Source organism: Microbacterium sp. E-13 (genome assembly GCF_049912955.1).
Lineage (GTDB): Bacteria > Actinomycetota > Actinomycetes > Actinomycetales > Microbacteriaceae > Microbacterium.
The window spans coordinates 314,231-332,911 of the sequence record NZ_CP183973.1 but is presented as its reverse complement, the minus strand read 5'-3'; the positions used below and the strand labels follow the sequence as shown (position 1 = coordinate 332,911).

Annotated in this window: 16 protein-coding genes and 1 pseudogene; 5 read left to right on the top strand and 12 right to left on the bottom strand. The window is 67.8% G+C overall.

Translation table 11 applies throughout. The annotated features are described in order from the left end of the window. Positions 1-10: 10 nt before the first annotated feature. Positions 11-832, top strand: a complete 822-nt coding sequence (locus tag ACN9MP_RS01555) for a sugar phosphate isomerase/epimerase family protein (RefSeq protein ID WP_426323308.1) — start codon at positions 11-13, stop codon at positions 830-832. 65 nt (positions 833-897) lie between these two features. On the opposite strand, the gene ACN9MP_RS01550 is transcribed toward ACN9MP_RS01555, so the two are convergent. From ACN9MP_RS01550 to ACN9MP_RS01535, 4 genes are all read right to left on the bottom strand, one after another. Further along, positions 898-1,479 (bottom strand): cysteine hydrolase family protein, encoded by a 582-nt coding sequence (locus ACN9MP_RS01550; protein WP_426323306.1) that lies wholly within the window; start codon positions 1,477-1,479, stop codon positions 898-900. A gap of 33 nt (positions 1,480-1,512) precedes the next feature. After that, positions 1,513-2,298 carry an SDR family NAD(P)-dependent oxidoreductase gene (locus ACN9MP_RS01545; protein WP_426323304.1) on the bottom strand — a complete coding sequence of 262 codons (786 nt, stop codon included), beginning with the start codon at positions 2,296-2,298 and terminating at the stop codon, positions 1,513-1,515. Then, positions 2,295-3,791: an FAD-dependent tricarballylate dehydrogenase TcuA gene (gene tcuA / locus ACN9MP_RS01540; protein WP_426323302.1), complete on the bottom strand. Its 1,497-nt coding sequence runs from the start codon at positions 3,789-3,791 to the stop codon at positions 2,295-2,297. The genes ACN9MP_RS01545 and tcuA (ACN9MP_RS01540) overlap by 4 nt, the downstream gene beginning before the upstream one ends. 94 nt (positions 3,792-3,885) lie before the next feature. After that, positions 3,886-4,701: an IclR family transcriptional regulator gene (locus ACN9MP_RS01535; protein ID WP_426323300.1), complete on the bottom strand. Its 816-nt coding sequence runs from the start codon at positions 4,699-4,701 to the stop codon at positions 3,886-3,888. Positions 4,702-5,033: 332 nt separating this feature from the next. Here ACN9MP_RS01535 and ACN9MP_RS01530 point away from each other — a divergent pair, with 332 nt between their 5' ends. Next, entirely contained in the window at positions 5,034-6,335 is a 1,302-nt protein-coding gene (locus ACN9MP_RS01530; protein ID WP_426323299.1) for an MFS transporter, read from the top strand. Between the two features lie 67 nt (positions 6,336-6,402). Here ACN9MP_RS01530 and ACN9MP_RS01525 read toward each other — a convergent pair whose 3' ends face one another. From ACN9MP_RS01525 to ACN9MP_RS01515, 3 genes are read right to left on the bottom strand one after another with little or no spacing between them, the layout of a single operon-like run. Further along, positions 6,403-7,470 carry a PrpF domain-containing protein gene (locus tag ACN9MP_RS01525; protein ID WP_426323297.1) on the bottom strand — a complete coding sequence of 356 codons (1,068 nt, stop codon included), beginning with the start codon at positions 7,468-7,470 and terminating at the stop codon, positions 6,403-6,405. After that, complete coding sequence (tcuA, locus tag ACN9MP_RS01520) at positions 7,470-8,972, bottom strand: FAD-dependent tricarballylate dehydrogenase TcuA (protein ID WP_426323296.1); 1,503 nt, start codon at positions 8,970-8,972, stop codon at positions 7,470-7,472. The genes ACN9MP_RS01525 and tcuA (ACN9MP_RS01520) overlap by 1 nt, the downstream gene beginning before the upstream one ends. Continuing rightward, positions 8,972-10,819, bottom strand: coding sequence for a thiamine pyrophosphate-binding protein (locus tag ACN9MP_RS01515; protein ID WP_426323295.1), 1,848 nt, complete (start codon positions 10,817-10,819; stop codon positions 8,972-8,974). The genes tcuA (ACN9MP_RS01520) and ACN9MP_RS01515 overlap by 1 nt, the downstream gene beginning before the upstream one ends. Positions 10,820-11,173: 354 nt before the next feature. On the opposite strand from ACN9MP_RS01515, the pseudogene ACN9MP_RS01510 reads away from it, so the two are divergent. After that, a pseudogene (locus tag ACN9MP_RS01510) lies at positions 11,174-11,647 on the top strand (isocitrate lyase/phosphoenolpyruvate mutase family protein); the annotation flags it as partial. A gap of 76 nt (positions 11,648-11,723) precedes the next feature. Here the strand turns inward: ACN9MP_RS01510 and ACN9MP_RS01505 are convergent. The 4 genes from ACN9MP_RS01505 to ACN9MP_RS01490 form a co-directional block, all read right to left on the bottom strand. After that, on the bottom strand, positions 11,724-12,914 hold the full coding sequence (locus ACN9MP_RS01505; RefSeq protein WP_426323294.1) for a bifunctional 2-methylcitrate synthase/citrate synthase: 1,191 nt from the start codon (positions 12,912-12,914) through the stop codon (positions 11,724-11,726). A 79-nt stretch (positions 12,915-12,993) separates the two neighbouring features. Beyond that, positions 12,994-13,893 (bottom strand): methylisocitrate lyase, encoded by a 900-nt coding sequence (gene prpB, locus ACN9MP_RS01500; protein WP_426323292.1) that lies wholly within the window; start codon positions 13,891-13,893, stop codon positions 12,994-12,996. Next, positions 13,893-15,419 carry an MmgE/PrpD family protein gene (locus ACN9MP_RS01495; protein ID WP_426323291.1) on the bottom strand — a complete coding sequence of 509 codons (1,527 nt, stop codon included), beginning with the start codon at positions 15,417-15,419 and terminating at the stop codon, positions 13,893-13,895. Before ACN9MP_RS01495 ends, prpB begins: the two co-directional genes overlap by 1 nt. After that, positions 15,416-16,105, bottom strand: a complete 690-nt coding sequence (locus ACN9MP_RS01490; RefSeq protein ID WP_426323289.1) for a GntR family transcriptional regulator — start codon at positions 16,103-16,105, stop codon at positions 15,416-15,418. Before ACN9MP_RS01490 ends, ACN9MP_RS01495 begins: the two co-directional genes overlap by 4 nt. Before the next feature lie 227 nt (positions 16,106-16,332). On the opposite strand from ACN9MP_RS01490, the gene ACN9MP_RS01485 reads away from it, so the two are divergent. Both ACN9MP_RS01485 and ACN9MP_RS01480 read left to right on the top strand, forming a co-directional pair. Beyond that, entirely contained in the window at positions 16,333-17,214 is an 882-nt protein-coding gene (locus tag ACN9MP_RS01485) for an SDR family oxidoreductase (RefSeq protein ID WP_426326154.1), read from the top strand. Next, positions 17,211-17,957: an enoyl-CoA hydratase-related protein gene (locus tag ACN9MP_RS01480; protein WP_426323287.1), complete on the top strand. Its 747-nt coding sequence runs from the start codon at positions 17,211-17,213 to the stop codon at positions 17,955-17,957. The genes ACN9MP_RS01485 and ACN9MP_RS01480 overlap by 4 nt, the downstream gene beginning before the upstream one ends. Before the next feature lie 130 nt (positions 17,958-18,087). Here the strand turns inward: ACN9MP_RS01480 and ACN9MP_RS01475 are convergent, their stop codons facing one another. Continuing rightward, entirely contained in the window at positions 18,088-18,681 is a 594-nt protein-coding gene (locus ACN9MP_RS01475; RefSeq protein WP_426323286.1) for a hypothetical protein, read from the bottom strand.

Genomic DNA, 18,681 nt, shown 5'->3' with positions numbered 1-18,681 from the left:
AAGGAGTCCCATGTCCGCGTCGCCAATTGCCGGGGCTGCTGTGACCTGGCTGCACCGGCTGTCACTCGACGACACCCTCACCACTATCGCCGAACACGGACTGTCCCACGTCGAACTGACGTCCTCTCGACCGCACCTGCAGGCGACGGCCCTCGATGCGTTCGAGCGGAGTCGCCTGCGGCGGCGGTTGCGCGAACTCGGCTTGAGTGCGCTGTCGGTCAATCCCACCGGCCTCGATCTCAACCCCGTATCCATGCACAGCGACTTTCGTGACCTCACGCGGCGACTGCTGGTGGAGGAGGTCCATCTGGCTGCCGACCTCGGCGCGCGTTTCGTCGTCGTATCGACCGGCCGGGTGCACGGGCTCGCACCCGTTCCGACGGCGGACGCGGTCGAGGTCCTCGTCGAGTCCTACTCCCATCTCGCTGAGGCCGCGGGCCGGGCGGGTGTCGTCGTCGCCGTCGAGAGCGTGCCATACGGATTCGTCCGCTCGAGCGCGGAGCTCGCTGCCGTCGTCGCTGCGATCGGCTCCCCTCACGCAAAGCTGCTCTACGACGTGTCCAACCTGTTCGCCCGTGAGGACATCGCCGCGGGGCTCGAGTCGGTGCGGGAGCACCTCGGCCTCGTCCATGTGAGCGATACGCGCCGCGATCGCTGGATGCACGCCTCGCCGGGTCGCGGCGAGGTCGACTTCTCATATGTACATGCGGCGCTGGAGCGTATCGGGTACAGCGAGCCGACCGTATATGAGCTCCTCGATCCCGAGCATGATCCCTCGGAGGGATACGCCGACGACCTCCGTCGACTGGAGACCGCGGGCTGGTCGCGGTAGCGGTCGTGGTAGCGGTCGTGGTAGCGGTCGTGGTCGGCGGAGGGGACCCCCGCCGACCACGACTTCTACCTGGCCTCCGCGATGATGTCCGCGACCGTCGTGACGTGGGCGAAGCCCGGCAGCACGTTGTCGAGGGAGTTGGTGTGCAGCGGGTCCGGACCGGTGGTGGCGTCGGCTGCGACCGTCACCGCGAACGACCTATCGGCGGCCTCACGCGCGGTGGATTCGATCGCTAGGTGCGTAGCTACGCCCGCGAGCACGAGCTCGTCGATGTTCCCAGCTCGGAGAACGGCGAGCAGCGGCGTTGAAGCGAATGCCCCCACGGATCCCTTTGTGAGCGTCGTCTCCCCCGGCGCGGGCGCGACGGGGGCGCAGAACTCGCAGTCACGGCTCGATTCGAGGAAGCGGCCGGCCGCCTCGTGGCTATCGAATCGGGGCGTGCGATTGGTGCGGTTCGAGAAGTTCTCCGCGAAGCCGAGCCGCACGTGCACGATGGGCTCCTTCGTGGCGCGGAAGTGCGCAAGCAGCTCCGCGGCGCGCTCGAGCACCTGCCCGGAGGCGACGCGCTCGGCCAGCCCAGCGGAGGCCGTGCCTGAAGGGTCGCAAAGTCCGACCTGAAGATCAATGAGAATGAGCGCGCGCGTCATGCGGAAGTCCTTTTCTAGGGGTTGTGGATACCGTCACCAGGCCGTCCACCCGCCATCCACGTAGAGTGTCTGACCGGTGACGTATTGGGATGCCGGCGTTGCGAGGAAGGCGATGGCACCCTTGAGATCGGTCTCGGGATTCCCCAGCCGACCGAGCATCGTGCGACGGGCCATCGCCTCGAGGCGTGCGGGATCGTCTTTCAGCGCGGCCGTCATGCGAGTCGGGTAGAAGGTTCCCGGAGCGATGCAGTTCACCGTGATGCCATGAGGCGCGAGCTCCATCGCGAGCCCGCGGGTGAGATTGCCAATGGCGCCTTTGGAGGCGTAGTACGCCGACTCAGGGATGGGTCCCGAGATCTTGTTGTAGATCGAGCCGAGAGTGATGATCCGGCCGCCCCCGGAGTCCGCCATGACGCGGGAGGCCGCTCGTGCCATGAGCCACGTGCCGGTGACGTTCACCGTGAGAACCCGGGCCCATTCCTCAGGCGTCGTCTCCCAAAGGGACTTGCGCAGGTTCACACCGGCATGGTGGGCGAGCACGTCCAGGCGTCCGGCGTCTCGAGCGACGGCATCCACGAGATCCGCTACCTCCGCGGGTGAGGTGGCGTCGGCGATTACCGTGGTCACCTCGGCGCCCTGAGTGCGCAAGGCGGCCGCGGCGTCCTCCAGTTCTGCCGCCGCCGACTCGTGGTCGGTGAGCCAGAGGCGGGCACCCAGTTCATGCAGGGCCGAGGCCGAGTGAAAACCGAGGCCGCCGAGGGAACTGCCTGTGACGAGGGCCACGGCACCAGTCAGGTCGAACTGCTCCCGGACGTTCACGCCGTCGCCTCCGCAGCGTTGGCGCCGGCGATGCGGCCGAAGACGCCCGCAGCGATCATCCCGGTGCCGGCCGGAAGAGCATGCACGGCGAGTCCGCCGACCGTGTCGCCGCATGCCCAGAGCCCCGGAACAGGCTTGCCGTCGGTGTCGAGGACCCGAGCCGAGGCGTCGACTTTCAGACCCGCGAACATGAACGTCATCGCAGGCACGACCGGATAGGCAGCGAACGGGGGGGAATCGATCGGCGTCGCCCAGTTGGACTTGGCGGGCTGCCCGTCGGGGAGGGCTTTGACGCCATCGAGTTCGTAGGGGTCGAAGGGAGCGTCGGTGGAGCAGGCCGCGTTGTAGTCGCGAATCGTCCGTTCCAGCTGCGAAGCAACGATTCCGATCGCTCGCGCCAGGCCCGCGATCGAGTCCGCGACAGCGGGCTTGCTCGTCGCGTACCGGGGTTCGAGCAGCGGGATGCCGCGCTGATCGAATACTTGAAAGGCGAGATGGTCGGGCTGGCGATGGATATGCGCGCCGATCGTCGAATACGTGAGATTCTTCGGGCCGGCGCCCTCGTCGAAGAACCGCTCCCCCCGCGCATTGACCGTGACGCCGTACGGGTAGGCGTAGCGACCGAACACGTCGCTGGTGTTCATGTCCGGGATGTAGGGACCCTCGGGTGCGGACGCGACCGCGTGCATGCCGCTCCAGTGCCCGGCCGCCTGCGCACCGAGTTCGAGCGCACGCTCGATGAGCACGCCCGTGTTCTCGCTGCTGCCGCGTACCCGCACGATGTCCCAATCCGGGCCGAGATACCGCGCGCGTGCCGCGGGGCTGCCGGCGAAGCCGCCCGACGCAAGCACGACCGCGTCGGGGGTGAGCGTGTAGGCACCGTCCGCGGTAGACACGGTCAGCGCCGGCCCACCATCGGATGCGCGGCGCAGATCGACGACGCGGTGCCCGAAGCGGATCTCGACCCCCGACGCGAGCGCGACATCCACGAGCAGATCGATCAGCGCCGCGCCGCCGCCGGTGAGCATGAGCCCCGCACCCGACGGCAAACCCGGATCGGAGGAGACGGACCCGTCCGGGCGGCCGAATCGTGCGGGCGCAACCTCGAAACGCGCGCCCAGCTTCTTCCACCACTTCACGAGCGGCAGCGACCGCTCCGCGACGCGTCGCGCCAGCATTGGATCGGTCGCGCCCTTCCCGGCGGTGTGCAGATCGTCGATGTAGTGCGTGGCGTCGTACGGCGGGACGAAGAGATCGCCGTCCAGGGCCGCGGGCGCGATGAGTTCCGCGAGGCCTGCGCGCGAACCGTGGGCGATTCGGCTGACTCCCACGCTCCACCGTGTGTTGCCGCCGGCGCGGGGGCGATCCGCACCCTCCAGCACCACGACGCGGGCGCCCAGCCGGGCGGCGGTCACTGCGGCGCTGAGCCCCGCCGCGCCGGCGCCGATCACCACGATGCCGGTCGTGGCCGGCGCCTCCGTCGCGTCGTCCATTGCGTCTTTGCCTCCGTGAGATACGACGCCCTCACGGCGCCTCTAACTCAATATAGGCAACCCGTCTCAGAATGTGCAACTAGACATCGCGTTCTTATGTCGCCGGAACGACGTCCCGGAGGGCGCCTGGGGCGCCTGCCAGGGGAGAACCCAGTGCGACACTGATCTCGTCGGCCGCCGCGCATACCAGGGGTGCGTACTCGGCGTCGAGGCTGTCGCGCAAGCGGGCCGTGGCGCCCGCGATGGTGAGACTGGCCACTGTCCGGCCCTCGTGGTTGGAGATCGGCGCCGCCACGCACACGAGCCCCCGCTCGAGCTCTTCGTTATCGATGGCGAATCCGTCCTGACGGATCTGCGACAGGGCAGCAAAGAGTTCCGCTTTGGTGTCGATCGAGTTGTTCGTGAGCTTCGTCAGCGGCTCCTCCACGCTGTAGAAGAGTTCCTCGAGTTCATCTTGGGCGAGGCCGGCGAGGAGCACCTTGCCCATGGCGGTGCAGTGCGCCGGGCTGCGCTTTCCGACGAATGAGTGCAAGCGGAAGGAGTATGAGCCGTCGACGAGCACGACCGTTACAGCCTCGCGCCCCTCCAGGACGCCGACGTGACAGGTTTCGCCTACCTCCTCCACGAGACGGCGCACGATGGGGGTCGACAGTTCTGTCAGGTAGGTATCGTTGGCGGCGAGGCTGCCAAGTCGAGCGAGCTTGCCGGACAGTCGAAAGCCTTGGCCCTCTGCGGCACGAGCGAGATAGCCGGTGCTCACCAGTGTTGCCGCGATGCGCGACGCACTCGACTTGTGAACGTCGAGGTGACGTCCGATCTCGGACACCGTGATGACGGGCCGGTCGACGCGGAACATCTCCAGGACGGCGAGCCCGTTGCGCAGAGCTCCGTTGCGGCTGTCGTCGTTCATGGTTGTGTTCTCCCGTCGGCGAGGTGTCACCGCCTGAGCGGTGTGGTGTTGAGGCGACGCTAACCCGTGGTTGCGTCACACGCAACCCGTACTCAATAATCGTGCAATTCTGTTCGCGTGCCGGCTCGTCACGTTTCACCTCCCTCTTGACACCCGGCAAGCAGTAGAGGAGCATCCACTGCAACGCCGATGCGTTCAATGCAACGCATCGGCTCATATGCAAGGACGCAGAAAGGTCAGACATGTCCAATAGCGGGCTCCCCCCCATCCCATCCCCCTCTGTGGTGCCGCCCGGGCCTGACTCGGCGATACAAAGCGTTGAGAATCCTGACGTGGACCCGAAGATGGTCCGGCGAGCCTGGCTGTCCGGCGCTGCGGGCTTCTTCATGGAAACGTACGAGTTCGGCATCTACGGGATCGTTGCGGCCTACCTCGCGGCCGAGTTCTTCTCCTCGGGCAATCCGACGGTCTCGCTGCTGCTGACCTGGATCGTATTCGCCATTCCTTTTGCGATCCGCCCGCTTGGCGGGATCGTGCTGGGGAGCATCGGCGATCGATTCGGACGCAAGCGCGTCATGCTGCTGAGCATCGTCATCATGTGCGGGTCGACGGTGCTCATTGGCCTGATCCCTGGTGAAGCCATCATCGGCATCGCCGCTCCCATTGCGGTGATCGCATGTCGGCTTATTCAGGGAGCGGTATTCGGCGGTGAGACCGCCAACGCCGTGACCTTCGCCGGTGAATGGGCGCCTCGTCGAATCCGCGCCAGCAGGATCGCGTTCGTACAGACAGGGGCCACGCTCGGAAACATGGTCGGCTCCTCACTCGCGTTCGTCCTCACTTTCACGCTTGGCGCCAGCCTCATGCAAGCGTGGGGATGGCGTATGTTGTTCCTGTTCGCGCTCCCGCTCGCGGCGCTCGGGTTCTACATTCGCTACCGCGTGGGCGAGACTCCCGCCTTTCAGACGCTCGCCGACACGGGCGCCCTGGCGGCGGCACCCATCCGCGACGCGGTCAAGAGCCGGAACACGCGCGCGTCGATGGCGAAGTGCATCCTGATCGCCGCCATCCTCGCAACGGGGTACTACGGCGTCTACATCGTGTTGCCCGCATACCTCGTCAACACCATCGGTTTCGCGCCGGCGGAAGGGATGCTGGTCACCCTCATCGGGCTGGCCGCACTCGCCGTGCTGTCGATCGGCTGGGGTCGTCTTGCGGATCGAGTGAACCGGCGCTGGCTGGGATGCGGTGCCGCGGTCGCGATGGCCGTACTGGCGCTCCCCGCGTTTTCGATGATCCGTGACAGCGGCGGTTCGCTCGCCGTGGCGATCGGTGCGACACTGATGCTCACGGTGCCCTACAGCGTCATCAACGCCGTCACCCACAGTGTGATCTTCGACTTGCTGTCGACGCGTACCCGCAGCACCTCGTATGCCATCGCCTTCGGCATCGCCGTCGCGCTGTTCGGAGGACTGGCGCCGTTCATCGGAACGGCCCTGATCGGCCTGACGGGCGACGCGGCAAGTCCGGCATATTTCCTCATCCTCGCTGCGGTGGTCTCGATCATCGGCTACCTTCTGATCAATGAGCGCCGCGTCACTGCTCGAGGAATCGACCCCGGTGCCGAGCACTGACGGGTAACACGTGAGGCCCCCGGGGTTGCTGTCTGCAACCCCGGGGGCCTTTTTCGCGCTCCAGATATCAGCCCGACAGCATCGCGTTGCCGGTGAGGAGGACCCGGCTTGTGCGAGTGACCGAGGTGTACTCGATGGTCCCGTCACTCCCGCGTCCGGCGTAGGCAGTGACGAAGCCGGAAGGTCCTCCGACGACGACGCTCTCCGTGCCGCTCGACGGCGGCGCATACTCGGCCGCGAGAGTTCCGGGGATGAGGCGCGCGGCCGCGAGGCACATCGCTGCCGTCATCGGAATCGAACGGATGGCTGTGCCCATGGACACCGCCAAGACGTCCAGGTCGCCGCCTGTCGCTCCCGGACCGACAAGAAGGAGCCGCGGCACGCCGGCTGAATCGGATGCGGCACGCTCCGGGTCGCGAACGAGTCCAAGACGAACAGCAACGTTCGCGCGCAGCGACTCGAGCCTCGTCGCCAGCGCCGGACGGCCCAGCAGTTCCGGTCGCCACGGACCCGGCCCGTCCACGAAAGCGGCGGCTTCGACCAGGAGGTAGGGATGTGTGACGTCCACGAGGCTGTACCGCACCTTGACGCCCTCGGAGTCGATGACTCCGTGAGGTCTCCCCAGCGGCAGTGCGTCGGAGAACACGGAACCGGCCGGGGCGAGGTACTCAGTGCTGATCTCAGCCGTTCCGTCTACCGTCACGAGGCCCGGTGTGGTCGGAACACGCGCACGGATGAGACCGCCGGTCGAGAGGTTCCGTAAGCGGATGGTGGTCGAGTCCGCGGTGGGAACGGGGACGAACCCTTCGTGGAGGGCGAAGACGGGCGCGGCGGCCGTGAGGTTCCCGCAGGTGCCCCTCCAGTCGACGACGGGGTCGTCTATCCCGACGTTTCCTACTTGAAAGTGCACATCTGCGTCTGGATCGTCGACGGCGGGTCCCACCACGGCGACCTTGCTCGTTGTGGGAAGGCCCCCGCCGAGCCCATCGATTTGTCCGAAGCCGGGGCTGCCGATGAGCTCGATCATGCGCCTGTCGCGTTCGGCGCCGGGAGGGGGGACGTCGGCGGCGCGCAGGAAGACCCCCCGGCTCGTGCCCCCGCGCACGAGCGTGACGGGCAACGAGGTGACTGGCATCACCTATCCGCCGCCATCCGCGCGGCCGTCTCGCCGGCGATGCGCCCGAAAACCGCCCCCCGGCTCAAGCCCGTACCGGAGGGCACGTTGTAGGCGAAGAATCCACCGGTCAGCTCGCCCGCCGCAAGCAGGCCGGGAATCGGACGCCCTCCGACGCCGATCACATGCGCCTCGGAGTCGACGGCGACACCGCCGAAGGTGAAGGTGATACCGCATGTGACGCGGTAGGCATGAAACGGTGGCCGGTGGATCGGCAGCGCCCAGTTGGACTTCGGCGGCTGGCCTACTGGCCGCGACGACTTGCCGTCCTTCGAGAAGGGGTCGAACGCTCCATCGGCGCAGGATGCGTTGTACCCATCAATGGTCTCGATCAGCACGTCGGTGGGCACGCCCATCTTCTGAGCCAGGTCAGCGATCGAGTCGGCGACGATAGGCACTGCCGTCTTGTACCGCGGCTCGAGCAGATCCAGCGTCTGGCCGTCAAAGATCTGGTAGCCCGTCACCTGGGGCTGCCCCAGCAACTGACGCCCGATCTCGGCGTAGGTGAAGACCATCTCGTCGCTCCCCTCGTCGAGAAACCGCCGACCCTCTACGTTGACGGTGATGCCGTACGGGTAGGAGTAGCGCGCCGTCGAGTCGCCAATTGAAAGATCGCCGACGGGCGGTGCCGCTGCGTCGATCGGCACGGCGTGTGCGCCGCTCCAATGGCCGGCCGATCGGGCGCCGTGCGCGATCGCGAGTTCGAGGACGGCGCCGGTGTCGTACCGACTGCCACGCACCTTGACGAGATCCCAGCCCGGCCCAAGGTAACGGAGCCGCGCCTCAGCGCTTGCTTCGAACCCGCCGGCAGCCAGAACCACGGCCCGGGCGGTCAGCGGTACGGATTCGGTCTCACCCTGCACGACAACACCGCGTACCGTTCGTCCAGCGGTGACGAATCCAGTGACGGGGCTGTCGTACCTGATGCGGACACCGAGCGACTCCGCGGTGGTGAACAACGACTCGACGAGGCCGACACCGTTGCCGGCGGCGATCAACTCGCCGCCGGCCGGCATCCGGACCTTCAGGGTGTCGGGGAGTCCGTCCGTATCGCCGAACTTCGACATGGAGAGCGACCATCGGACTCCGTGGTCGCTCATCCACCGGACGGTATCGAGCGAGCGCTCGACGACGATCCCCATGAGCTGCTCATCCATCTGGGCCGCCGTGGATCGTCGCAGCTCGGAAAGGAAGCGGTCGGCGGGGTACTCCTCGATCTCTATGCGGTCCCAGGCGATAGAACCGTCGTCGTCGACCAGGGCTCGGATATCGCGTTCTCCAGAGTGCGCCACCCGGTACACACCGCTCGCGAAGCGGCTGTTGCCGCCCCGCTCCTCTTTCGAAGACGCCTCGATCAGCAGCACATCGGCGCCGGCCTCACGCGCGGCGATTGCCGCGAGGAGGCCGGCGTTGCCGGCGCCGACGACGATGACGTCGGCATCCTGACGATCGATGTCGCTCATCATTCGTTCCATAGCAACTGTCGCGAGTTGTCGTCGAGCGGACGCAGAACGCCGCCGCCTGAGGGATGCACGGAAGTGCGGGCCGAGTGGATGTTGATCAACGCTGGACCGCCAAGCGACTTCGCCCACGCGAATGCGTCTGACAGGTCAGCCGGGTCGGTCACCGTGCGGGCTGGAATGCCGATGCTCTCGGCAACCTCGGCGAAGTCCAGTCGGTAGTCCGGGTTGGTACCGCTGCCGTCGAAGAGCGCGAACGCGGTGTATCCCACCTGTGCAAGCTGCGTGTTGACCACCACGCCGTACGATGCGTCATCGATGACCACCGTGACGATCGGCAGTCGATATTCGGCCACGGTCGGGAGCGCGGCGAGAGACATCGACATTCCGCCGTCCCCGAGCCACGCGATCGTCGGCACGTCGGGCCGCGCGAGCGCCGCACCGATAGCGCCCGCCAGCCCGATCCCCATCGAGGCGCCACCCATACTGCTGATCACATAGTCATCCTCGCGGGCCTCGAACTGCTGAACGATCCACTTGTGGTGCTTGCCGCAATCGTTTACGAGGTTGATCGGCTCGTCGTAGGTGGCACGGAGCGCAGCTACGACCGCACCGGTGCCGATCTGGCCCACCGTTCCCGGGTCCTGCGACTCCTCGACGACGGTGCTCCAATCGGCGCGCTCCTTGGCGAGGTGCTCGTGCCACGCCTCTCTCTGAAGCGACTGCTTGGGTGCTGCTGCGGCCAGATCTTCCAGTACGCCGCGCATGTCGCCCAACAGTGCGACCTCCACCGGATACGCGTTGGCGATTCCACTGAGTTCGGCGTCGACCTGGATGATCTTCGTCCCCTGAGCGGCGAACGTCGCGCCGTCAGTCCACGAACTGGTCGTCGTCTCGGCGAGACGAGCCCCGAGGACCAGGATGACATCGGCGGACCGTGTCGCTGCATTTGCGACCGCGGAGCCCGTCCAGCCGGCAACACCGACCGACAGCGGGTGGTTCTCGGGGAATGCGCTCTTGCCCGAGGCCGTCGTAGCGACCGGGATATCGAGGAGCTCAGCGATGGCGCGGAGCTCCGCTCGTGCGCGACCGAGGTTCACGCCGTTGCCAGCGAGGATGACGGGGCGACTGGCTGTGGCAAGGAGCGCAACAGCCCTGGCGATGGAGTCTTCGTCGGGCCGGGTGCGTGCCTCAGGCACAAAGCGCGAGATGGTCGGCACCGACGCGATCTCGATCTCTTGCGACCAGACCTCTTGCGAAACATTGAGAGCGACCGGGCCGGGACGCCCGGACGTCGCCTCACGCAGTGCTGCCAGCGCGTCCGAGGCGACATCTCCCGCCGTCCGCGGCTCCCATAGGCGCTTGACGCCGGGGCGGATCATCTGGCGAAGGTCATCGTTGATCTGTCGAGACAGCTCCTGGTAGCCCCCTCGACCGATGCCGACGCTGGCAGTGTTGCCGCTCACGTAGAACAGCGAGGAGTAGTCCGCGTACGCGTTCGACACACCGACGAGGCCATTGGCCGCTCCCGGGAACGCGTGCGTGAACGCACACATGAGCTTGCCACTCACCCGGTAGTAGACATCGGCGGCGAAAGTGGCCGTTGCTTCATGGCGGACGAGGATGCTCTTCAGCTTCTCGCTGCCTCCGACCGCGAGGGCGAAATCCCCGACGGTGTGGCCGGGGATCCCCGCGACGTACTCGACGCCAGCGTCTTCAAGGATCCGCACGAGGAGGTGGGCTCCGGTTGTCTTCATCAGTGGTCCTTTCACTGCGGAGAAGTCGCTGCAGTGAGCGCTCTCGGCGAAATCGCCCGCTGTCGGTCGCGCTAGGGCGTCGTTGGCGGGCACGAGTGGAGCGTTGAGGGTTTCGAACGGAAATTCCGGTGGTGGAGGAGGATGACCTTCGTTGCCTGGTACGCACCGAGTTGCTTTTTAGGCAACTTACTACGCATGGTGTTGCTACGCAAGAACGCAGGCTTCGTCGCATTTGCCGCTTCGCGAAGCTGGCGGCCCCGGAAGGACGGCGGCCTGATCGCAGGGCTTATCGCAATGCCCGGCGTATCCCTCCCGGTGCGCCCGCCGGCAGACGTGGCGAACGCGAGGAAGGAAAGAGATGGTCTACGGCAGGCAGAACGAGGCGAACCGGGGCATTCCTCATCGGCCCGTTCGAGGGCGTCGACGGAGATGTGGCGCAGTCGTCTCTTGAGGTCGTCTCCAGGCGATTCACCGGACACCTCAGGCACACAGTCGTTGCGGCTCGCCTCGGGTGAGCTGCTGCGCTTCCCCGGCGCATTCAATCCGCTCTCGGCGCGGCTCATCGAGCGCGAGGGCTTCGAGGGCGTCTACATACCGGGTGCGGTGCTCAGCGCCGACCTGGGACTGCCCGACATCGGCCTGACGACCCTCACGGAGGTCGCCGGCCGCGGGCCTGGCCGGCACGCACATCGGGGATCAGATCAACCCGAAGCGGTGGGGCACCTCGACGGCAAGGCGGTGGTCGACGAGAACACGGCGATCAAGCGCATCCGGGCCGCGGCCGATGCCCGTCGCGACCCGGACTTCCTCATCATGGCCCGCACCGACATCCGCGCCGCCGAGGGGCTGGACGCCGCGGCCGACCGCGCGAAGGCGCTCGTGGACGCGGGGCGGATCTGCATCCAACCGACGTCGGGGCGGCTCCACTTGCGCACCCCCGCAGCCAGCCCAACACGATTGTGCGGGCTCCGAGGACGGGCCTTGCGCCGGGAAGAAACTAAAGCGCGGCTTCTTCCGCTCGCTCGGCCGCCTCGAGAGTGGCGGTGTCGGGCACGTAGCCATCGATATGACGCTCGTCAGGGCCGTTATAGGCCGAGAGCGGGCGGATGAGGGCGTTCGAGGCCTGCTGCTCCATGATGTGCGCCGTCCACCCGGTCACGCGTGAGGCGACGAACAGAGGCGTGAAGGTCAGCGTGTCGAAGCCCATGAGGTTGTAGGCGGGTCCCGACGGGTAGTCGAGGTTCGGGTAGATGCCCTTGCGGTTCACGAACTCCGACTCCAGCGCGTCGTAGAGCGCGGCGACATCGGGACGGTCGTAGTGCGCGATGAGGGCGTCGAGGGCAGTCTTCATGGTGGGCACGCGCGAGTCGCCCCGCTTGTAGACGCGGTGGCCGAAGCCCATGATCTTGCGCTTGTTCGCGAGGGCCTCGTCGAGCCACGGCACGACGTTCTCCGCCCCTCCGATCTCGTCGAAGATGTGCAGCACCGCCTCGTTCGCGCCGCCGTGCAGCGGCCCCTTGAGGGCGCCGATCGCCGCGACGACGGCCGAATACAGGTCGCTGAGGGTGGAGGTGACCACGCGCGCCGTGAAGGTGGATGCGTTGAAGGAGTGCTCGGCGTACAGGATCATCGAGCGGTTGAACGCGTCGACGATCACCTCGTGGGGCTCCTCGCCGAAGGTCATCCACAGGAAGTTCGCGGCGTAGTCGAGGTCGTCGCGGGCGTCGACGGGCTCAAGTCCGCGCCGGCGCCGCTGCCCGTACGCTACGATCGCGGGCAGCTCGCCGAAGAGCCGGATGCTGCGCTCGAGGTTCTGCTCGGTGGTGCCCACGGCATCCATGACGTTCGAGATCCCGGCGGTCTCACGTGCGCCGATCGCGCTGACCGCGGTGCGGACCTCGTCCATCGGGTGCGCGTCGAGCGGAAGCAGGTCGATCGCGGCCTTGACGTCGGCCTGGAGCGCGCGGTTCTCGCGCTCGGTCGCCCGCACCTGCGCGAGTTGCACCTCGGTGGGGAGCTCGCCGTGCCACAGCAGGTAGGCGACCGCCTCGAACGGCTGCGTCGCGGCGAGCTCCTGCACCGGGTAGCCGCGGTACAGCAGCGAGTTGGTCTCGGGGTTGACCTTCGAGACCGCCGTGTAGTCCACGACGACGCCGGCGAGCCCCTTCTTGATGTCGGGTTCGGTCACAGCCTTGCTCCTTTTCTGAACCCGTTCCCCTGTCGCGATGTGCCGCACCCGGCGACGATTCGTGACAGGTGAGCGGTCATCAGCGCTGAATCTGGAAGTTGAAGACGTCCTGGTCGAAGTGGTTGTACTGCTCGTAGTCGATGAGGTCGTAGAGATCGGCACGGTGCTGCATCTCGCCGAGCCTCGAGGTGAGGTGTCCTTCATCGAGGAGGGTATCGAGTGCGCGGGATGCTGCACCCATCGCGATGCGCAGCAGCGACACCGGCCAGATCACGATGTTGACGCCGACGCCCTGCAGCTGGTCGACGGTGAAGAGGTCGGACTTGCCGAACTCCGTCATGTTGGCGAGGATCGGCACGTCCACCGCGTCGCGCATCACGGCGAACTCGTCGAGGGTGCGCATCGCCTCGGGGAAGATCGCATCGGCCCCCGCGTCCACGAGCGCCTTCGCGCGGTCGGCCGCGGCGTCCAGCCCCTCGACGGCGCGGATGTCGGTGCGGGCCATGATGAGGAAGTTCGGGTCGCGACGCGCATCGGCCGCGGCCCGGATGCGTTTGATCGCCGTGTTCTCGTCGACCACCGCCTTGCCGTCGAGGTGCCCGCACCGCTTCGGGTTGATCTGATCCTCGATGTGCGTGCCGGCCAGGCCCGCGTCCTCGAGCGTCTGGATCGTGCGCGCCACGTTCATCGGCTCGCCGAACCCGGTGTCGGCGTCGATGATCGCCGGCAGATCGGTCATCCGGGCGATCTGCTGCCCGCGGCCGGCGACCTCCGTGAGGGTCGTCAGGCCGATATCGGGCAGTCCCAGGTCGGCGCTGAGCACCGCACCGGAGATGTAGACGCCCTCGAAGCCCTTGCGCTCGATGAGCCGCGCCGACAGCGGATTGAACGCGCCGGGGAACCGCAGCAGCTCACCCGACGCGAGCCGCTCCCGGAACAGCCGCCGCTTCTCGTGCGCCGGGATGGTGGAATACAGCATCAGAACAGTCCCTTCGGAGCGGGCGCGCCGGCGAGCACGCCGGGCTTGGCGACGATCGTGAGCTGCTGCACCTCTTCGGGGCTGAGCTCGGGGAGGCGCTGCGCGAGGTCGAGGAACCGCTCGACCTCGTCCGCGGCGAGCACCGGCTCCGCCAGCAGGCGGAACTTGCGGACGTAGTCCTCACGGGCGAACGGACGCGCGCCGAGCGGATGCGCGTCGGCGACGGCGATCTCGTCCTCGATCGTCTCGCCGCTCGTGAGCCGGATCTCGACGCGTCCGCCGAACGCCTTCTCGTCCGGGTCGTCCGAGTGGTAACGGCGCGTCCACTTCGCGTCTTCGGCCGTCGTGATCTTCTGCCACAGCTCGACGGTGTCGGCGCGGCCCGCGCGCTCGGGCGTGTACGAGTCCACATGGTGCCAGCCGCCGTCCTGCAGCGCGACGGCGAAGATGTACGGGATGGAGTGGTCGAGCGTCTCACGCGAGGCGGTGGGGTCGTACTTCTGCGGGTCGTTCGCCCCCGAGCCGATCACGTAGTGCGTGTGGTGCGACGTGTGGAGCACGATCGACGCCACGTTCGCCGGGTCCGCCAGCTCGGGGTGCTCGCCGTGGAGCTTGCGGGCGAGATCGATCCACGCCTGCGCCTGGTACTCGGCCGAGTGCTCCTTCGTGTAGGAGTCGAGGATGCCGCGCTTGGGCTCGCCCGCACCGGGCAGCGGCACGTCGTACGAGGCGTCCGGTCCGTCCAGCAGCCAGGCGATCACGCCGTCCTCGCCCTCGTAGATCGGGCTCGGCGAGGTCTCACCGCGCATGGCGCGATCGACGGCCTCGACCGCCATCTTGCCCGCGAACGCGGGGGCGTGCGCCTTCCACGTCGAGATCTCGCCCTTGCGGGACTGCCGGGTGGCGGTGGTGGTGTGCAGCGCCTGACCGACCGCCTGATAGATCGTCTCGACGGGAAGGCCGAGAAGCGTGCCGATCCCGGCCGCGGCGGACGGGCCCAGGTGCGCGACATGGTCGATCTTGTGCTTGTGGAGGCTGATCGCCCGCACCAGGTCGATCTGGATCTCGTAGCCCGTCGCCAGGCCGCGGACGAGCGCGCGACCGTCGGCGCCGACATGCTGCGCGACCGCCAGGATCGGCGGGATGTTGTCGCCGGGGTGCGAGTACTCCGCCGCGAGGAACGTGTCGTGGTAGTCCAGCTCGCGCACGGCCACGCCGTTCGCCCACGCCGCCCACTCGGGGCTCGTCTTGCGGTCGAGCGGGCAGCCGAACACCGTGGCGCCGGAGCCGCCGACCGACACCGCGTGGTCGAGCGCCTGCTGGCGCGCGGCGCTCACGGGAGCACGGGTGAGGGATGCCGCCGCCACCGCCGCGTTGTCGATGACGCGGTTGATGATCATGTCGACGACGTCCTGCTCGACCTCGACGGGGTCGGCGGCGACCTCGGCGATGTGCCACGCGAGCTGGGCCTCGCGGGCGAGGTGCTCGTCGCTGCGGTGGACTCGCAGGTGATGGATGACGGTCATGCTGTGCCTTTCGGTCGGCGAGACGGCGGCCGCGGCTCCCATTCGGATGCGGCGTTGTCGGGAAGGGCGGCGAGAGTGAACTCGAGCGCGTTGTGGAGGTGGATGTGCGTCGCGTGCGCGGCGAGTTCCTCGTCCCCGCCGGCGATCGCCGCCGCGATGAGGCGGTGCTCCTCCACCGAGCGGACCAGGCGCCCGGGGTTGTCGCGGGCGAGCCGGCGCACCCGCACCAGATGCGTGCGCAGGGTGCGCAGGGCGGCGCTCAGGTAGTCGTTTGCGGCGGCACGGTCGAGCTCGGCGTCGAACACGGCAATGAGCGCGTAGTAGTCGTCGCGGGCGTCCGCGTCGCTGAGGGTCACGGCGGCGAACGCCCGCACGAGGGCATCGAACGCGGGTGCAGCCTCGCGACGGGCGGCGGCGAGCCGTGCGGCGGTCTCCTCGAGAGATCGGCGCACGGCGAACAGCTGCCGGATGTCGTCGGCATCCATTGCCGCGACGACGGTGACCCGCGGCGACTGCTGCACCGCGAGGCCGGCGGCCACGAGGCGGCCGATCGCCTCACGGATGGGTGTCCGGCTGACGCCGAAACGGGCGGCCTGTTCGACCTCGCCGAGCACGGCGCCCGGGGCGAGGATCCCCAGCTGGATCTCCTCGAGGAGGGTCGCGTACGCGTGTTCACTCGCCCGCATGCATACCCCTTCCGGCGTTCCCCCCATAGCGTATACACAAAGCGCCCATTTAGTCCAGCTGGAGTGAAATTTCCCACCTATCGTGTACATAAATTCTTCGCGGGCCGCATCTCGAGCGACGGACTGCTCAAAATATGTATACAGCCTCGTGCTTTCTGCCTTATGGTGGGGCCCACGACAAGCCATTGCGACGACGCAGAGGAGCGGCGATGGATGCTGGTGAATTGATGTTTCGCTCGGGAATCCTGCGCGGCGAGCGGATCCTCGTATCAGGCGGGGGCACCGGCCTGGGCCGGGAGATGGCGGAAGCGTTCGTCGTTCTGGGAGCGGATGTATACATCTGTGGGCGCCGCGGGGATGTCCTCGCGACCGCTGCAGACGAGCTGGTGGCGCGACACGGGGGTTCGGTCACGCCGCTCGTCTGCGACATCCGTGATGCCGATGCCGTGGAGGCCATGTTCGACGCGATCTGGACGGACGGCCCGCTGACGGCCCTCGTGAACAACGCCGCCGGCAACTTCCTCAGCCGCACCGAAGACCTCTCCCCCCGCGGCTTCGACGCCATCGCGAACATCGTCTTCCGCGGAGGCTTCCTCATGACGGCGGCCTGCGGACGGCGCTGGATCGCGGGTGGACACCGCGGGGCCGTGCTCTCCGTGCTCGCGAGCTGGATCGACGGTGGCGTTCCGTACACGATCCCCTCCGCGATGTCGAAAGCAGGCATCGAAATGATGACGCGGTCGCTCGCGCTCGAGTGGGCGCCGAAGGGCATCCGGCTCAACGCCCTCGCCCCCGGGGCCTTCCCCACCGCAGGTACGCAAGCGCACCTGCGCGTCGGCGCGGAGCCGCTGGAGCCCGGCGGACCCAACGACGCGAACGCGATGCGCCGGAACGGCCGCATGTCAGAGCTGGCCAACCTGGCCGTCTTCCTCGTGGCACCGGGCAGCGAGTACGTCAACGGCCAGACGGTGATCATCGACGGCGGCGACCACCTGCGATACAACTCCCGCGGCGATGAACGGCGCGACTGGACCGACGATGACTGGCGGCGCGCCCGCGACGCGGTGCGCCGCCACGATCGGGCCGACCGGACGGCGCAGACGACATGACGACCACGAACGTGGTGCTCTCGGAGCTCATCGACGACGGCGTGCTGCTGATCACCCTCAATCGACCGGAGCGCAAGAACGCCGTGACCGACGCGCTGCGAGCGGGGTTCGCGGACGCGCTCGGTCGCGCCGATGCCGATCGGGCCGTGCGGGTGGTCGCGATCACCGGCGCCGGAGACGCGTTCTGCGCGGGCGCCGACCACAAGGAGCCGGCCCTCACCGTCACGCCGGGGCTGGGCACGCCCGCCCTCGACCTCGAGACCGCCATGCGGCGGTTCCACGCGGAGTTCGCGGGCGCGTTGAACGCCGTCCGCAAGCCGACGGTCGCCCTCGTCAACGGCGCGGCAGCCGGCGGCGGAATGGGTCTGGCCCTCGCCGCCGACTTCCGCATCGCCGGTGAGAGCGCGCTGTTCGTCTCCGCCTTCGCGAACCTCGGGCTGGCGGGGGACAACGGAGTGACCTACGGCCTGCACCGCCTGGTGGGTCGTGCTCGCGCGCTGGAGATCCTCATGCTCTCGCCCCGCATCGACGCCGTCGAGGCCGAGCGCCTCGGACTCGTGCGCCAGGTGGTGCCCGACGACGCTCTGCGTGAGGTGGGGCTGGCGTTCTGCCGGCGGCTCGCGGCCGGTCCGACGGCCGCCTTCGCGCTGATGAAGGCGAACCTCGCCGCCGTGGAGGTCTCCGACTACGCGACATCCCTGGATGTGGAGGCGCGCGGCATCGGCATCGCCGGCGCGCGCTGACGGAAGAACGTCGTCGGCGACACCCCGGTATGCGAGAGGTGGATCCAGGTGCACCACCCCTTCGCGCAGTTGGGGCGGCCGAGCGCGCGCGCGAACAGACTCGTGGGTGGAAATGGCGTCGGGCGGCGGGTCAGCTCTCCCGCCGGAAATACTCCTGGACCGTCTCCTCGTTGAGCTTCGTCAGGGGCGAGACGGCCATCAGCATCGCAAGGCCGCGCTCGACATCGGGTGCCGGCTCGTTCACCCAGACCTCGATGGCGGCCATCCCCCCGCCGGAGATGTACGCGGCCACGAACTCGACCGCGAGATCGTCGACGGGCATCCCCGCCGGCATGAGCTCGGGGAAGGCGCGCAGATCCTCCTCGTTGATCATCCGGAAGGACGGGGCGAGCGTCTGCCGCAGCGCCGCCATGAGCTCGTTGCGCATCGGCCCTCCGTACACGACCGCCCACTTGGCGATGTGGGTCAGCGAGAGGCGAGGGCGCATCGCACGCGCGATATGCGGCGGGTACTGCTCGGCGGTCTCGTCGTACATCGTCAGGAGCTCGTCACTGAGCGCCTCGGCGAGCAGTTGCATCGGGCTCGACGCATGCCGGTAATACTCATCGCGCGTGATTCCGGCGGCCGCCGAGATCCGAGCCACGCTGAGCTCCGAACCAGGGTCGCGCGACGCGAGTTCGAGCACCGCTGCGCGGAGCTTCTCCACCACCTCGTGGTTGTCCAT

Bases quoted from the DNA above. Each gene is read 5' to 3' on its own strand.
- ACN9MP_RS01555 (WP_426323308.1), top strand. From the start codon at position 11: ATGTCCGCGTCGCCAATTGCCGGGGCTGCTGTGACCTGGCTGCACCGG.
- ACN9MP_RS01550 (WP_426323306.1), bottom strand. From the start codon at position 1,479: ATGACGCGCGCGCTCATTCTCATTGATCTTCAGGTCGGACTTTGCGAC.
- tcuA (WP_426323302.1), bottom strand. From the start codon at position 3,791: ATGGACGACGCGACGGAGGCGCCGGCCACGACCGGCATCGTGGTGATC.
- ACN9MP_RS01535 (WP_426323300.1), bottom strand. From the start codon at position 4,701: ATGAACGACGACAGCCGCAACGGAGCTCTGCGCAACGGGCTCGCCGTC.
- ACN9MP_RS01525 (WP_426323297.1), bottom strand. From the start codon at position 7,470: ATGCCAGTCACCTCGTTGCCCGTCACGCTCGTGCGCGGGGGCACGAGC.
- tcuA (WP_426323296.1), bottom strand. From the start codon at position 8,972: ATGAGCGACATCGATCGTCAGGATGCCGACGTCATCGTCGTCGGCGCC.
- prpB (WP_426323292.1), bottom strand. From the start codon at position 13,893: ATGCTGTATTCCACCATCCCGGCGCACGAGAAGCGGCGGCTGTTCCGG.
- ACN9MP_RS01495 (WP_426323291.1), bottom strand. From the start codon at position 15,419: ATGACCGTCATCCATCACCTGCGAGTCCACCGCAGCGACGAGCACCTC.
- ACN9MP_RS01490 (WP_426323289.1), bottom strand. From the start codon at position 16,105: ATGCGGGCGAGTGAACACGCGTACGCGACCCTCCTCGAGGAGATCCAG.
- ACN9MP_RS01485 (WP_426326154.1), top strand. From the start codon at position 16,333: ATGTTTCGCTCGGGAATCCTGCGCGGCGAGCGGATCCTCGTATCAGGC.
- ACN9MP_RS01480 (WP_426323287.1), top strand. From the start codon at position 17,211: ATGACGACCACGAACGTGGTGCTCTCGGAGCTCATCGACGACGGCGTG.
- ACN9MP_RS01475 (WP_426323286.1), bottom strand. From the start codon at position 18,681: ATGGACAACCACGAGGTGGTGGAGAAGCTCCGCGCAGCGGTGCTCGAA.